The organism is Dehalobacter sp. DCM (assembly GCF_024972775.1).
Taxonomy (GTDB): Bacteria; Bacillota; Desulfitobacteriia; order Desulfitobacteriales; family Syntrophobotulaceae; genus Dehalobacter.
The window spans coordinates 86,125-101,387 of record NZ_CP092282.1 but is presented as its reverse complement, the minus strand read 5'-3'; the positions used below and the strand labels follow the sequence as shown (position 1 = coordinate 101,387).

General features: G+C 37.4%; 16 protein-coding genes. 7 read left to right on the top strand and 9 right to left on the bottom strand.

The features are described 5' to 3' along the window. Positions 1-122: 122 nt before the first annotated feature. The 7 genes from istA (LPY66_RS00475) (at position 123) to LPY66_RS00445 (ending at position 6,847) form a co-directional block, all read left to right on the top strand. Positions 123-1,595, top strand: a complete 1,473-nt coding sequence (istA, locus tag LPY66_RS00475) for an IS21 family transposase (protein WP_337986225.1) — start codon at positions 123-125, stop codon at positions 1,593-1,595. After that, positions 1,588-2,274 (top strand): ATP-binding protein, encoded by a 687-nt coding sequence (locus LPY66_RS00470; RefSeq protein WP_337986224.1) that lies wholly within the window; start codon positions 1,588-1,590, stop codon positions 2,272-2,274. The genes istA (LPY66_RS00475) and LPY66_RS00470 overlap by 8 nt, the downstream gene beginning before the upstream one ends. Before the next feature lie 198 nt (positions 2,275-2,472). Beyond that, positions 2,473-3,051 (top strand): recombinase zinc beta ribbon domain-containing protein, encoded by a 579-nt coding sequence (locus LPY66_RS00465; RefSeq protein WP_337986223.1) that lies wholly within the window; start codon positions 2,473-2,475, stop codon positions 3,049-3,051. Between the two features lie 144 nt (positions 3,052-3,195). Further along, positions 3,196-3,420: a helix-turn-helix domain-containing protein gene (locus tag LPY66_RS00460; protein WP_066085379.1), complete on the top strand. Its 225-nt coding sequence runs from the start codon at positions 3,196-3,198 to the stop codon at positions 3,418-3,420. 15 nt (positions 3,421-3,435) lie between these two features. Further along, a complete protein-coding gene (locus LPY66_RS00455) occupies positions 3,436-4,122 on the top strand; it encodes a hypothetical protein (protein WP_014315040.1) in 687 nt (228 codons plus the stop codon). A 6-nt stretch (positions 4,123-4,128) separates the two neighbouring features. Then, positions 4,129-5,751 carry a PD-(D/E)XK nuclease family protein gene (locus LPY66_RS00450; RefSeq protein WP_337986222.1) on the top strand — a complete coding sequence of 541 codons (1,623 nt, stop codon included), beginning with the start codon at positions 4,129-4,131 and terminating at the stop codon, positions 5,749-5,751. A gap of 283 nt (positions 5,752-6,034) precedes the next feature. Beyond that, positions 6,035-6,847 carry a putative ABC transporter permease gene (locus LPY66_RS00445; protein WP_014315038.1) on the top strand — a complete coding sequence of 271 codons (813 nt, stop codon included), beginning with the start codon at positions 6,035-6,037 and terminating at the stop codon, positions 6,845-6,847. Positions 6,848-7,136: 289 nt separating this feature from the next. On the opposite strand, the gene LPY66_RS00440 is transcribed toward LPY66_RS00445, so the two are convergent. The 9 genes from LPY66_RS00440 to LPY66_RS00400 all read right to left on the bottom strand — a co-directional run bounded on the left by LPY66_RS00440 (position 7,137) and on the right by LPY66_RS00400 (position 15,262). Further along, on the bottom strand, positions 7,137-8,354 hold the full coding sequence (locus LPY66_RS00440; protein ID WP_337986221.1) for an IS256 family transposase: 1,218 nt from the start codon (positions 8,352-8,354) through the stop codon (positions 7,137-7,139). A gap of 67 nt (positions 8,355-8,421) precedes the next feature. After that, the gene (locus LPY66_RS00435) at positions 8,422-8,661 is read right to left on the bottom strand and encodes an Hsp20 family protein (protein ID WP_337988162.1); all 240 of its coding nucleotides are present in this window, start codon (positions 8,659-8,661) and stop codon (positions 8,422-8,424) included. 249 nt (positions 8,662-8,910) lie between these two features. Next, a complete protein-coding gene (gene istB, locus LPY66_RS00430) occupies positions 8,911-9,660 on the bottom strand; it encodes an IS21-like element helper ATPase IstB (RefSeq protein ID WP_337986220.1) in 750 nt (249 codons plus the stop codon). Then, the gene (istA, locus tag LPY66_RS00425) at positions 9,641-11,146 is read right to left on the bottom strand and encodes an IS21 family transposase (protein ID WP_337986219.1); all 1,506 of its coding nucleotides are present in this window, start codon (positions 11,144-11,146) and stop codon (positions 9,641-9,643) included. Before istA (LPY66_RS00425) ends, istB begins: the two co-directional genes overlap by 20 nt. Then, on the bottom strand, positions 11,133-11,924 hold the full coding sequence (locus LPY66_RS00420) for a hypothetical protein (protein WP_337986218.1): 792 nt from the start codon (positions 11,922-11,924) through the stop codon (positions 11,133-11,135). The genes istA (LPY66_RS00425) and LPY66_RS00420 overlap by 14 nt, the downstream gene beginning before the upstream one ends. Positions 11,925-12,145: 221 nt before the next feature. Further along, a complete protein-coding gene (locus tag LPY66_RS00415; RefSeq protein WP_337986217.1) occupies positions 12,146-12,580 on the bottom strand; it encodes a hypothetical protein in 435 nt (144 codons plus the stop codon). Positions 12,581-12,897: 317 nt separating this feature from the next. After that, positions 12,898-13,803 carry a phospholipase D-like domain-containing protein gene (locus LPY66_RS00410; RefSeq protein ID WP_337986216.1) on the bottom strand — a complete coding sequence of 302 codons (906 nt, stop codon included), beginning with the start codon at positions 13,801-13,803 and terminating at the stop codon, positions 12,898-12,900. A 17-nt stretch (positions 13,804-13,820) separates the two neighbouring features. Beyond that, positions 13,821-14,102, bottom strand: coding sequence for a hypothetical protein (locus LPY66_RS00405; protein ID WP_337986215.1), 282 nt, complete (start codon positions 14,100-14,102; stop codon positions 13,821-13,823). Positions 14,103-14,113: 11 nt separating this feature from the next. Beyond that, on the bottom strand, positions 14,114-15,262 hold the full coding sequence (locus tag LPY66_RS00400) for an aminotransferase class V-fold PLP-dependent enzyme (RefSeq protein ID WP_337986214.1): 1,149 nt from the start codon (positions 15,260-15,262) through the stop codon (positions 14,114-14,116). Position 15,263 lies beyond the last annotated feature (1 nt).

Sequence of the window (15,263 nt, the reverse complement as noted above, 5' to 3'; positions counted from 1 at the left end):
ACTTAAATCCTACAGGATATTTAAGTAGCTTATTTAGCGTGCTATTTTAAGGGGGTGATGCTTTTGCTTGCACTGATATACACATTATTACTTGGATAACACAACAAAAGGAGGAATTAAAAATGATCGGTTTCGAGCAATATCAAAAAATCCAGGAATACAAAGAACTTGGACTTGCCCAGACCAAGACTGCTAAAGCGCTGGGGCTCACCTATACTTCTGTCAGTAAATACTGGAATATGAGCAAAGAGGATTATGCCAGGGAAGCTGAGCAGGAAAAGCACCATATGGATAATTATCGACAGTACATATTAGAGCAATTGAAAATATGCCCGCAAATCCGGGATACGAATATCTATCTCAAATTAATGGAAGTTTTTCCTGACTTACAAGTTAAACGAGCTACTTTCTATCGCTACATGAAAGCTTTAAGGGAACAGCACGGTTATCAGCATACCAGTAAGCGGAAAATCTCGCCACGTGGAGTCTCGTCACCAGGATATGAAGCACAGGCTGATTTTGGTCAATATAAACTTAAAGATATGTATGGAAGAATTGTAAGGGTATATTTCTTTTGTATGGTTCTGAGTTATAGCAGAATGAAATTTGTTTGCTTTTCACCGGATCCCTTCACGACTGAAACAGCCATAAAAGCTCATAACTATTCATTTCAATATTTTGGAGGAAGACCACAGACTATTCTATATGATCTTGATCGGGTCTATGTGGTTAGCGAAAATCTAGGTAATATTATATTTGTACCGGCCTTTGAAAAATATGTAAAGCGTATCGGCTACAGTGTTTCATTATGCAGGCCAAGAGATCCTCAGAGTAAAGGGAAGGTAGAAGAGGTAATTGGATATGTTAAGCAAAGTTTTCTGGAGGGGAGGGTATATACCGGAATTGACAGTCTTAACAGTGCAGCTCTTGCATGGTTGGATAGAGAAGGCAACGGGAGAGTTCATACTGTGACTAGAAAAGTGCCACGAGAAATGTTTATTGAAGAACAAAAACAGCTTTTTCATGTTAAACCATATTCAGAGGTATCAAGTACTGTAGTATCCTTTGATTCCAATGGAGTGGTCAGCTATAAAGGGAATCGTTATCAGATTGATGTCGGTGTGATGGATGCACATCAACGCATACGTATAGAGGATGATGGTGAAATGCTTCTATTTTATGATACTGATACTAATGAATTATTAGCTAAGTATCCAGTAACAGAAGATACTGGACAGATATTCAAAGCTGAGGGAAAAAACAACAGAAACAGGGTTTCTCATGCTCTTATAAAACAATATTTTGCAGAGCATGAAATCGCTCAGGAATTTATACGGCGGATGGAACAAGAACAACCAAAATATTTTAATAGCCATTGCATTCGCTTAAATCGCATGACGAAGTTTTATTCGATGGAGCAAATGCTTGACGGGATAAGATACTGCATTGAGACTGAACGCTGCAATGCCTATGAACTTTTGGCTTACATAATGTATAAGTATGGTGAGCAGATAGCGAAGAAGTTCTTACCAAATCAGCAGTATTTCAATCATCTGACACATAGCAAGGAGATAAGGAGGGAAATTGATGGCTGATATAACTGAAATCCGCGAGTTGGCTAGGAAGCTAAATCTATGGAATATTGCCAGGGGATATATTGATTTGAATGATGAGAAGCTGTCCAACCTAGATTATCTTCAGATGATATTACATAAAGAACTAGAGATACGAGCCAGACAAAAACAGATCAAGCTAAGAAGGGCAAGCAAACTACCCAACAAGGTATTTGAATTATCGAATTTAAACAAAGGTTTGGAATGGCAGATAAAACAATTATCCCATTTGACATGGCTCAATGAAGAACAAAACGTTATTCTGCTTGGTAAATGCGGGACAGGCAAAACTAGTCTTGCTGTTCATCTTGGAGAAACAGCGATCGACAAGGGACATAAAACTTATTATGCATCCACTGATACTTTTGTATCTATTGTGGAGAACAAAGATATAAACCCAAAAGCAGGAGCAGCCTTCTCCTATATGCGGGAGTGCAACCTGATCATAATTGATGATGTATTTTATCTAGAACCAACAAGGTCAGAGTTGCAGGCTTTTTATCGAGCAGTTACTTTTCTTAATGAAACAAGAAGTATCATTTTTATTACCAATCGTGAAATATCTGCGTGGTTAGATGTAGTGGAAGACAAACATCTTTGTCAGACTCTGTTAGATAGAATAACGGTCAATTGTCAGATAATTCGCTTGATTGACAGATAAATTAAAATACTCACCTCTTTTCTAGAAAAGGGTTAATACTCAAATTTGAAAACTATGCCGATTAACGGCTTTAAATAGATGCAAAAATCTCACAAAATCCTAAGATTAGCTTAACTTCTGAGATTTTCTGCAGTTTCTGGGGTAGGGGGGTCTAAATCTCTACCACTTTTCGCCCCAGAAACGGGCGTGGGGTAACGCGTGAAAATTCGCGGTTTCAAACAGTGTGGTGATATTTACAGACGAGTTTACTGGAACATTCACGGTAGAAAAGAAATTGTTTGGCGATGCGTAACAAGAATCGAGCAAGGCCCCGAAGTTTGTAAGAGCCGAACAGTAAAGGAAGGCGATTTATATGATGCTGTTATGACCGCCATTAATAGATTACTTGCTGGCGGTGACAACATGATAAAAACACTGGAAGAAAACATTCATGCAGTAATCGGTGACGCTACAGATTATCAAATTTCAGAGATTAACACCTTGCTTGAAGAAAAGCAGAAAGAGTTAATTAGCCTTGCGAATAAAGGGAAAGACTATGAACCTCTTGCAGATGAGATTGATAACTTGCGTGAAAAACGGCAGAACCTTCTTGTGGAGGATGCATCCTTAAGTGGAGAGAATGAGAGGATCAACGAGCTGATAGAATTTATCCGCAACAATAAATACCGTACCCAAAGATATGATGATGCACTTGTAAGAAAGTTAATACAGAATGTTACTGTTTACAATGACCACTTTGTAATATGCTTTAAATCTGGCATTGAAGTTGAAGTATGAAAAAAGGAACTTAGATGGCCCATGACTCTAACGTAGAGTTGTGGGTTTTTCTTTTGGTTTATAATTGTAGCAATATTGAAAAAACTATTGTTATTATCAACCAAATGGTTTATAATATATTTTAGTGTAAATTGGAGGTGCTGTATGACTACGGCAGATATGATTAAGCAACTATGTGAACAAATGAATATTAGCGTCGCGGAACTTGCTAGACGTATTGGTCAGACTCCACAGAATTTCAATAAGAAATTAAAACGTGAAACTGTAACCTTGGATGAGTTGAAGGCTATAGCCGATGTATTGGATATTAAGTTTGAGCAGGCGTTTATTTTGCCTGATGGCAATGAAATAAAGACAGGCAATGAGTAAAGGAGGCGGTCTAATATGATGATCAGTCCAGAAAGTTATTACGAAGAGTATCTTAAAGGAAAAACTAAAGAACAGATAATGACCGCTATCCGGGGACTTAAGCAAGAAATAGGTCGTCTAAAAAACTCAATGGAAAACCCGCATGGTGGCATTAAAACTGTTATGCATCCAAGTGAAGATACTCGCCTACACTGGAATCGTGAATATTTAGAGAAAGCCAAAGAAGCCTATGCTGAAGCTGGTGGAACGTATACCTTATCAAAGGCAGAAGAAAAGGCAGCTGACTTTGATGCAAATATAGATGCCATCAGTAAGATAACCTTTAGCATTGGAGGTTACTTTGGTGGCTATAGTAATTATGTTGTAGAACTAACTGATGAATTGAAAGCCTATACAAAGTTATGGGAAGATGAAGAACCTCTCTCATTATGGGATGAAGATAACCAGGAGCCGTGTACAAAGGATACTTTTATAGTTGCACTTAAAGATCTTCATATCGGTGAGTGGCGTAGACGATACTCAACAAAGCGTTTCGGATACATGGTACTTGATGGTACACAGTGGGAGCTGGAATTTGAATATAGCAATGGCCATAAATCGGTAAGCTTTGATGGTGATAACTCATACCCCTATAACTTCGATAAATTTCAGATGTTATTTGGTATCGATGTTACTGAGGAGGACGAGGATGAGGATGAGTAGATTTGATTGGGTAAGGGAGGAGCAACCTTGGAGATAAACAATATGAAAGCTTTATCTTATGAAGAGTTACGATCATTATATAAAAAATTCTTACATAGCCTGAACCTTTCCAAATCAACAGTCAGCACTTCTTACTCTGATTCCTTCTATCTTTGGAAAAAAGGGAGTAAAGAGCTGTTCTGGAATGTAGTGACATCTACTGATTTTGAGAGTGATGCAAAGGAAGAGTTATTAAAAGCTCTTTCTAATAACTCGACCGGTAACGTTGTTTCACTTGTTAATAGCTACTTATCTCATTTAAGAAGGTTTCGTTTATTTTTGTCATCAGATGGGAAATTAGTTCCAGTTGAGAATAGAAAACAAATCACAGAAAAGCCAAAACATAAGAGTAGAGAAATAATAATCAACAAAATGTATGTTGGAGGCTATTTGTCTGAGGGCGATAATATAGGTCATGAAATAATTAACTTATATAAGGCTGATGATGGAAAGAACTATATTTATCTGAATTCACAAGGAACAATAGAATTATCTCATGGAGAAAGTTGTATAACCGTTTTGTTGGTACGGAAATTTGCCTCGAAAACATATAAAATACTAGCGAAGGCAGAGGGTGTTAAAATTCTTGATTTTGCCGACAGTAAACTTACGCGAAAAGAGAGATATCAAGGGCAAGTTGAATTAGGGCTGACCTATGGTGGAGTAAGCCTTGTTGATTTATTTAATGAAAATTCATATCAAGGTAGCCTTGAAGAAGAAAAAAATGCTTATACTACGTTTGTTGCGGATAGGGTTATTAAGCCAAAAAATCAGATTTATATTACAGACGATGAATCTGTAAGTGGAGATAACACTTTTTTCATTCGTACAAATAAAGGATTTGGCAAACAAACATTAAGAGAGTTCTACAACGAAAATGAAAAGCCGGATTCCTTTGCTGATTTGAATCAGATAATTGAGGCCAAAGAGCTATGGGAAGATACTAATACGACCCAAGCAATTTCTGAATTGCCAAAGCTACAAAAAGATCCACATTTCAATTTCCTTAAAATAATTAAGCAGGAAGACAATGAACTCGCTTTTTCCAATATGCTTGCTTACTTTTTCAATATAAATAGAGAAGCTTTTTCTAAGTTTGCGCATGAAGTTTTATCTATCAAGATACAAACAGATTTCAACATAGAGAGAGAAAAGAGAAATATTGACCTGCTAATCTCTGACAAAAACAATGCCATTGTAATAGAAAATAAAATCAAATCAAGCATCAATGGTATTGATGACCGACACGATATTTACAGTGATAAGGTACAATCACAGCTTAAAAAATACTATCAACAAGTCACAACTGATGATGAGTATCGCAAGAAATCTGTGAGTTGCTTTATTTTTTCACCTAATTACAATCGCATTGAATTAAGCAAGTTTTCGTGCGGTGAAAAGTATACTGTCATTTATTACAGAGAAATTTATAATTTCTTTATTGAAAACAGGAGCCTGTTTGATGATGTGACTTATTTTGAAGATTTCATTAATGCAATGCATAAGCACACAAAGGACTACGATAATGATTTAGAAGAAGAAATGCAAAGAAGATTTCTAAATACTATTTACAAAGCAAAAAAGGAGTAAAGAGACCGTCGTCTGTGGAGATATATTATTTTCAAAGATGTCATCAGATGGAAAATGATATTACAGCAAATAAAATATTGGTATTGCCTTGGATTTGTTCATGCTCATCGGATAAGTTCCTTTGCTTTATTAAGTCCGAGAGCTTTTCGGATGCTTTTAAATCAGAGATTTTTTCATCTGTATGGCTAATATCGAACAGGAAAGCTTTAAAAGAGTTGTTGAGACAAAATGCGGATTAGGAAAAAGTTTCTCGAATAATATTGAATTATAGAAAGGGATCGTTATGGAGTATATAATAAAAGAATTTTTGCTTTTTTTAACATACAGCTTTATTGGCTGGGTATGTGAGGTAATATATTGTTCGTTTCCGGATAAAAAGTTTGTGAACAGAGGGTTTTTAATAGGCCCGTATTGTCCTATTTATGGCTTTGGAGCACTTGCAGTCATAAATATTTTGACACCTTTTTCAGATAATCCTATAATAGTTTATTTTCTTGCAGTGATTGTAACTAGTCTTTTGGAATATGTTACGGGATATTTATTAGAACGAATATACCATTTAAAATGGTGGGATTATTCAAATTATAAGTTGAATATTCATGGAAGAGTCGTATTACATAATTCGTTGATTTTTGGAGGATTATCATTAATCGCAATATATTTTCTAAATCCTATTTTACTTAATATGATTAACAAGTTGCCATTAAGCATGCGTTACACATCAAGTTTAATATTACTATCCATATTCTTGACTGATAATATAATATCTACTCTAAATGCTTTAAAATTGAATACCAACCTATCGAAGCTTCATATGATTGCGGATGAAATCAAAGAGACGATGTCAGAGGAATTTTTTATAAAATTAAAATCAATACAATCTGACGAAGAACTGTCTCAGATTAGGGTATTAACAAATAAAATCGATGAGCTTAACCAAAAATTTAATGATATATCAAAACAAAATAAAGAGTTTGTGAAAAGAGTATTTGCTGCTTTCCCCAATATAACGTCAAAATTACATAAAGAAACACTAATTAATTTAAAAGCAGTAAATAAAATGAACACAAACAAGAAAAATAAAAAAAGCAATTGATAGTATAAAAAATAAAGCACATGGGTGAATAACCCGATGTGCTTTATTTTGGGGAATGTTTCATATTTCGTGTAATTAGTTATTCCCAACAAGGTTTAATACCTTGCAATAATGGGTAAAATTTTAGTACAGCCAGAAAGACAAGGCTCTGCCGGAGGGCAACCTGAGGGTCTGACTGTGGAACTCAAGCAATGGAAAAGGCAGTCTTAAATGGGCTGTTTTTTCTTTTCTATTGCTTAGATTCCCAACCCGGTAAACTCCGGGGGTTCGGGGGCAGAGCCCCCGAGAACTATGCACTTTTGCCACCTAACAGACGCTCCTCAAAGAATATGGATATCTGTCCCATTATTATTCCCCAATCACGAATTGGTAAACTCCATTTTTTCTCAATTTCCATTACAGATAAGTAGATTGATTTCTTGAGTGCTTCATCACCGGGAAATGTTGTCTTGGTCTTTGTAAATTTCCGTAACATCCGATGAAATCCTTCTACTGCATTTGTTGTATAAATTAGCCTTCTAACATTCTCCGGATACTTGAAATACACCGAAAGCTCGCTCCAGTTATCTCGCCATGACTTTGCTATCTGGGGGTATTTTTTACCCCACTTCTCTCCAAATTCCTCAAGATGATAAAGTGCATCATCCTCACATGGAGCCTGATAGACTGACTTTAAATCTGCCATAATAGGTTTTAAATCTTTATACGAAACATACTTTGTTGAGTTTCTGATTTGATGGATAATGCATAGTTGTTGCTCCGTTTTCGGGAATACGCTGTTTATTGCTGTCGATAATCCATTTAAATTGTCATGACATGCAATTAAAATGTCGTTTATGCCCCGATTTTTCATCTCATTGACCACCGTTGCCCAAAAGCTTGCACTCTCATTTTCACTGATCCAAATACCTAATATCTCTTTTCTACCTTCCATATTAATCCCTAACACAGTATAGGCACATTTGTTGATAATCTTGGCGTCCTTTCGCACTTTGAAGACTATTCCATCAAAGAATACTACAGGATATATGCTCTCCAACGGTCTTGATTGCCACTCCATAAGCTGCGGCATGATTTTGTCTGTAATTCGACTGATCAGGGCCGGTGATGCATCTACTCCATAGATATCATGAAGGTGGGCCTCTATATCACGGGTAGACATGCCTTTTTGATACATGGCTATCACTTGCTGCTCTAGGTTATTGGATTTTGTTTGATATTTCTCAATCAACTGTGGTTCAAATTCGCCGTTTCGATCTCGCGGAACCTTTATTTCTGTTTTTCCCATTTGCGTTTGAATCGTTTTTTTGTTATAACCATTCCGGCTGTTTCCGCTCAGATCTCCTGCCGGACTGTGTTTATCATATCCCAAATGTTCATCCATTTCAGCTTCTAACATCTCTTCAATTGTTCCACTAAAAAGATTTTTTAGCATTGTATGGATATCTTCCATGCTGTTACATTCCTGTGCCAATAGTTTCACTAATTCATTTGCTCTTTCGTTCATTGATAACATCTCCTTTATGGTAGTTATTACCAATTACACGAAAGTTTAAACGTCCTCTTATTTTGCCTTATTCAACATCAATTGTAATGCTGTTGTTTGGCTTTTCTTCTTTAGGAACTACAACTTTAAGTAAACCATTTTCCAGTTTTGCTTTAATACCATCTGGCTTGGCATCTTCCAAATAAATTGAACGACTCATAGAACTATAACGTCTCTCTCTGTGGATGAAATTCTTTTTCTTTGATTCACTGTTTTCATCCCTAGTAATAGAAATCATAAGTTTTCCATCGTTAAGTTCAACATTGATGTCTTTTTTGGGTACGCTATGTTAAGACTATACCACTGAACAACTGAAGTTTCGAAAATATCGCTACACGTAAGTTTACCACCTCAAAACCTTTAATAACAAGCCTCTCCAAAGGCTATACCCGCAACCTTGTATCCATGACTTTCCTGTACTAGCTTTCCAATGGAAATAATATTGACTAACTCAATTTCAACCTAATTTTTCAAACAAAAAGAGCCTGTCCTTAAACAAGCCCTTTGTATTTATACCTTAATGTTTTTGAATTCTATAATTTTCGCCATTCATATTTAAGACTGTTGATTGATGGACTAGCCTTCCTATTAAAGCGGAAGTCATTTGCTCATCCTTGCCAAGGAAGGTCACCCACTTGGAAAATTCAAGATTTGAGGTGACAACAGTGCTTTTCGTTTCATACCTGGCGGCAAATATTTGAAACAGCAGGCTGGCACCTGCTGCGTCAAAGGATAAAAAACCAAGTTCATCGATAAATAAAATATCACAGGAGTTGATGTTTTTAATGTACTTGGAAAGGTGTTTTTCATCTGCTGCCTCCGTCATTTGGGTCACCAGATCCGCAGCTCTTCTAAATTTGACTGTATAGCCCTTGGTAATGGCTTCAACGCAAATTGCGGTCATAAGATGGGTTTTTCCTGTCCCAGAATTTCCAACAGCAACTATATTCTGCTTATTTTCCACAAATCTGCAGGTTGCCAACTCCATGACCACATCTTTATTAAGGTCAGGCAGGCGTTTTGAATCAAACTCAAAGGTATCAAGAGTTTTAATGATGGGAAAGCCCGCGGTTTTAATCCGGTATTTATATTTATTTTCATCTTTTATGTACTGTTCAGCCTTTAGAAGCTGGTAGAGGACTTCTTCGGTAGACAGATCGTTTTTAATATATTCTTTATAGTTGTTAAAAGCATGAAGCTTAAGACTTTTTGATATGGCTATAATATCTTGAGACAAGGATGCCGGATCATGAATCAGCTTTTTCATTCGTATTTCGGCTCCTTTCTATCAAGTGATCGTATTGCTTCAGGTCGGCGGATCTGACTTTAATGACTTCTTCTTGGAGGTTTTTTTCATCAGCTTTCTTTTCGAGTATTTCAAGGTAAAAGCAAACCCTGTCATAGGAGGGACAGCCGGTGAGGTTCGCCTGTTTTACAGCCCAAAGCAAGGTTGCCGGCTCCAACTTCTTTGCCAAAAGCAAAAGATTTACAAATTGGACATTCTTATCCCTGTCTTTACAAAGCTTCAGAAAATCAGCTAGTTCAACAGGCATGACACCTTTATTGATAGGAACAGCATTTTTAATGGCCCGAGGCTTCCGCTGAAGGATTTCCAGGTAATGCTCCGGAATATATTGGTGATCTGAGGAATGCATCCCTTTTTTATGCTGCCAAACCAGTTTACCAAGATGATAAATATCTACGTTGAAGGGCGACACTTTAACTGTTACAGACATACCCACGTATTCGGGTGGTACAGAATACTTAATCCCGCCAATTCTAACGGTAAGATCCGAATAGACATTAGCCTTAACTTCTTCAGATGGATCTAGAGGATATGCCGGAAGGGGGAGCAGGAATTTCTTTTCTTCTTCCAGCATGTCCTTAATTGTCCTGGTACGGGTTTTGATCCTATGGGTCATAGAGTACTGGATACACTTTTGGGTAACATGCTCTTGGAGTTCCTGATAGCTTTCTACCCAGGGCATAGGCGTAAAAGCAATTTTCCTGATCACAGAAACAAGGTTCTCAACCGCGCCCTTTTCCCATCCGCTTGCTACATTACACATGATGCCTTCAAAAGCATAATGGGCCTCAAGTTTTTTAAACTTTTCCTGCTTAATGGCATCCTTCCCTGAGCCTTCTAAGACAACACTCTTCAGGTTATCATAAATGCACCGGAGGGGAACACCTCCGAAATACTCAAAAGCCATTACGTGCCCCATAAAAAAGCTGGAGCTTGTCTTATCCGGAAAGACCGCGCAAAATATGCCGTAACTGTAAGGGAGGACGGCACAAAAGACAGATACCCTGGTTTTAATTTTATTAATGTAGGCATAAACGTCGCCCCAATCAAATTCCATGGCCTCACCTGGTTCAAATTCAAGAGGAATAAAGATTTCAGGCTTGTCTATCTTCATCTCCTGAATATATTTTCTAACCGTAGATTCTCCTATGATATAGCCGGATCTTACTAGCATCTCCCAAATGATTTTTGCATTGATTTTTTGTTTTTTAGGAGCATCTTTGTATTCATTGAAAATCTGGATAATCTCTGTTTCTATAGCTAACCTTAAGGGAGTTTTATCTATTTGATATTCTTTTCTTTCTCCCGGCAGGCAAGAACCTTGGCAATATTTCCTTACTGTGGGCCGGGAGACCCCCAACTGTTTCGCAATTTGTCTTTGGCTTAAACCCTCCACCGTGTATAGCCTGCGGATCAGCCTGTAGGTATTGGTATCAACAACTGCCATGAGCATTACCTCCTTCTTGGGAACTTGATTTCCCTGGGGAAATTCCCCTTTGTTGTATCAAGACCAAAAACCGGGAGAGAGAGGTCTCCACCGCTCCAAGTAAGGCCGAATATTTTAGAAGCTTTTCCTTTTCCCACCTCGCAAAAAAGGCTTCTAAATTTGCAATCAGTTTAATTAAAAGTCGTAATGAGCCTTGAAATTTAGAATCATCTTCTCCTTTATTGCCAACATTTTTAACGCCGGTAGTATTTATGTTTTCCATTGCATTGAGGGGGTTATTGATAATTTCCTCCTTCAACACATCAGGAGTATTTTTATTTCCATAGGCACTGACAAGCTTCTCCACCGCCAACTTGGGGATGTTATTCGAATAAATTTTCATAGCAAAGGTATGCTGCCGATCTTTGGGAAGGCGGGCAATATTTTGGGCTACGGAAGGGCATAAAGTTCTATCCAATACCATGGTTGCCACATTATCGTTGAGCTTTTCGGCCAAGGATAACCTTTTCGAAATCCATGCCTCCGATTTCATTAGCTGTTCTGCCAGTTGTTTTTGGTTGTACTGGCCGAATTTAAGAATCTCCTTTAAAATCAACCCCTCAGAAATATGATTAAGCTCCTTTTGTAAGGAAGATAAAAGGAGAATTGCCTTGCCGATGTCGGCAGATGTTTGGATACTTGTCACGAATACCTCAGCCTTTTCTACATCCATTTCCTTTAAAACAGAAAGTTCATTGTCCCCTTTTAAAACCATCAGCCCGCCCGAAGGTTTTTCCACTGTGACAATGGGCATGACGAGGCCATACTGTCTAATGCTTTCTTTGCACAGTATCTTTTGATTCCTGGATATTCCCATCCCAAGCATCTTGTTACTTGGAATCGTCTTAATATTTACTTCTTTTATGGGATATTTTATGATATTCACCCATAACCACCTCCTGATAAGCATCTTATCTTTAAACTTGGTGCAAGGCGATATGGGTTTATGAATTTATCGTCTTAAATTAAAAATTTCTGTGTCTTATTGAAGTATTGGTAATTTAAGGTGCTGCTAAATGCAATTCCATTGCTCTTGTTAAAAACGGGATGAATTACCGAAAGTATTTTTTTATATATTGAAGTTTGATCAACACCCCAGTGGGCACGTTCATTCAGAGGAGGACTTGAAACTGCAGATGGAGAAACTGATTTTGCTATTGATAAAAGTTCAAAAATGTTCAGAGAAAGCTTCCGAAGAGTTCGGGAAAGGGTCGAGTGGCTGAAACTTTCAAGGCCAAATTTCTGGCGTATCTTCAAAGCAGCTTCCCTCATGCTGATTTTTGAGGTGAGATACAATGCTACCCCGTAAAGATATACGTTCACAGGGTATTTTCTATTTGGAAGTTTAATGGATGGCCAAAGGACGACATTTTTCCTTTCAAGAAACTTCAGCATGGGACAAAAAAGCTGCTTCTCCTGATTGTTAATGAAGAATTTGTAAACCAAACTTTTCCGTCTAAGCAATGAGCAGCTTTTAAGCTTATCTAAGATCTCTTGTCCTAAATTGCAGTAAAAATTGTTGCTGTATATATTGATTTTGGTATCTATCAATGTTATTATCAATTTGTCTTTGGGAGTCTTGAAGGGTTAAATGCTGGTAACATTTAACGTTAAAACCTTCAAGACTTTTTCATATTTTAGTGGCTATGTTTGTGGCAATAAATTTTCTTAGCATGCTAAAAAAAGTATACCACAAATTTGGTATACTTTTCTCATATCGCTGGTAATGTTTTTGGTAAGCTTAATTCGTAGCGTATCCAACCTGTAGCCATATCAAAAATGCCTCGGAAGCCTTCTTTTTCCCACTCATCAATCGCTTCTGATTGATATGACCTGATTTCTACGTCAGCGGGGATCATCGGTTGCCGAGTGCTTTTTGTTATTTGAGGTTCTGGCTGACTATCTGAAACTCCAAATTCCACATAATCAATTTCGTTATCAATCGAATTATTAATTTTGTATGTTTGAAACTGCTCTTTTGCAACTTTAGGAAAATCGATGGTCTTGATATGGGGTTCATAATCATTCCACAACGCATTAAATGCTGCTTCCTTAGCAAATACTCTTTCTGAATCATGTGTCCAGGAGCAAAATACGTCAATAGATTCATAGTTGTGCGAGAAAGCATTTTGGGTTTCATTCATAGAGCCAGTAAAAGCAATTACATTATTATCCACATCTGTTATAAGACCCATTTTTTCATGAAACATGCCAATTTTATTGTTGCTCTCTAAAAAAGCAACCTTAATATCAAGTTGACCATTAGCGATCAAATTGGCTAAAAGATTCAGCCGCTTTTCTTCGTAGACATTTCTTGGCGGTTCGAATGAGCGTTCCAAACATCTTTCAATGATTTCATAACGCATCTCAAATCCTTTTTCAATGGCCTCTATATCATCCTCTGATAACTTAGGAGATACTATCAATTGGATTTTACCGCCATTTTTCACTAAGGCTGATATCCCTTTCGATATTTCAATTAAAGCCGAGGAAGAAAAGAAACCGACGGCCCTTTTGTATGATACAGCTTGTCTAAGTAAAGGAATATAGAAATCCCTTACTATATCATCCAGTAAAGACCGATATTCGCTTTTAGGTTCTACGTCTTTTAAACCCACGAACCCCACCTCCTAAATCACTTCTCGTAGCTTGACAACGTAGGAAACAAGACACCGTTTGCAAAATGATAATATTTTCGCAAAGCATTTGAGATATTTCCGTTTATGTCATTCATTTCAGCTTTTATTTTAAGCAAGGATTCATACATCCTTTTATTATCCGATACGATATAGTCAAGCGAAGTATCAAAGTGCCGCTCTATCATTCGTGCTTTATTTACTCTTGAACGCACTGCCTTCACTTTACTGACTATATTATCATCCAAAAGTAAATAATTCTCAAATTCTTGTTCTCTCACTTTTATCACTCCTAACTGTTTTCGTCAATATAATCTAATGCTTGTCTTAGCTTTGCGAAGTCATCATCGGTATTAAAATAACTTACGCTGAATCTAACTGTTCCGGCAGGATATGTACCTAAAAACCTGTGAGCAGAAGGCGCACAATGCAGTCCTGTCCTGACCTCGGCACCTTGTTCGCTCAATATCTGGCCGATATTATCGCTGCTGTAACCATCAAAAATACAGGACACTACGCCAACAGTTTCGGTTGCTACTGATGGAGTGATAATTTTAATGTTATTGTACTTGCTCAAAACAGAAATTAACTTGTTATGGTTTTCTTTTTCCTTTGCATAGATACGATCAATACCTGTTTTCTTTATCCAATTCAAAGCCGCGTACAGACCTGCTATAGCCATTATGTTTTGGCTGCCGATCTCATATCTTTCAGGAATTGTATCAGGCACATTAGGATTTGCAGAATCAATTCCGGTGCCGCCGTAAATAAGAGGCTTAAGCTTGATGTCCCCATTACTAATAAATCCTGCAATGCCAAAGGTAGCATATAAAGTCTTATGCCCTGCAAAAACCACAAAATCGTAGATATTACTGCTTAAATCCGTATCTATTAAACCTGCGGTCTGGCACATATCAATTACATTGATTGATCCGTATTGGTGCGACATTGCGCAAATATCCTTTATAGGCGCTACCACGCCACACACGTTACTTGCATGGCTAATAATTACGATGTTAGGTTTATTCTCAGCAAACTGATAATTAGTTTTCTCTAAATCGTAGGCAAGCCCCTTTTCGTTAACGGAGAGGGTAATAATGTTCAGTTTATATAATCCCTGCAAATAATTCAGCACCCTGGTAACCGCATTATGTTCAAAGGGTGAAACATAGATGTTATAGTTATCCGATATGGGAAGTCCTTGCAAAATGATGTTGATTGCTTCAGTTGCCGATGGAGTAAATACAACCTTTTTGGCAGGGCAGTGAAACAGCTCCAACATCAGATATCTCGTATCTTGAGTGAGCTTGCTTGCGGAGTTGTTCTGTCCACGGCCGGAGTTAACTCCTGACTCACGATAATATTTATCTATAAAGCTATACACTTCCTCCGGTTTCGGGAAAGTGGTAGCAGCGTTATTAAAATAGGCTGTTCTGTCCAAG

Excerpts from the sequence above, each read along its gene's own strand:
- istA (WP_337986225.1), top strand. The coding sequence starts at position 123 with ATGATCGGTTTCGAGCAATATCAAAAAATCCAGGAATACAAAGAACTT.
- LPY66_RS00470 (WP_337986224.1), top strand. The coding sequence starts at position 1,588 with ATGGCTGATATAACTGAAATCCGCGAGTTGGCTAGGAAGCTAAATCTA.
- LPY66_RS00460 (WP_066085379.1), top strand. The coding sequence starts at position 3,196 with ATGACTACGGCAGATATGATTAAGCAACTATGTGAACAAATGAATATT.
- LPY66_RS00455 (WP_014315040.1), top strand. The coding sequence starts at position 3,436 with ATGATGATCAGTCCAGAAAGTTATTACGAAGAGTATCTTAAAGGAAAA.
- LPY66_RS00445 (WP_014315038.1), top strand. The coding sequence starts at position 6,035 with ATGGAGTATATAATAAAAGAATTTTTGCTTTTTTTAACATACAGCTTT.
- LPY66_RS00440 (WP_337986221.1), bottom strand. The coding sequence starts at position 8,354 with ATGAACGAAAGAGCAAATGAATTAGTGAAACTATTGGCACAGGAATGT.
- istB (WP_337986220.1), bottom strand. The coding sequence starts at position 9,660 with ATGAAAAAGCTGATTCATGATCCGGCATCCTTGTCTCAAGATATTATA.
- istA (WP_337986219.1), bottom strand. The coding sequence starts at position 11,146 with ATGGCAGTTGTTGATACCAATACCTACAGGCTGATCCGCAGGCTATAC.
- LPY66_RS00415 (WP_337986217.1), bottom strand. The coding sequence starts at position 12,580 with ATGCTGAAGTTTCTTGAAAGGAAAAATGTCGTCCTTTGGCCATCCATT.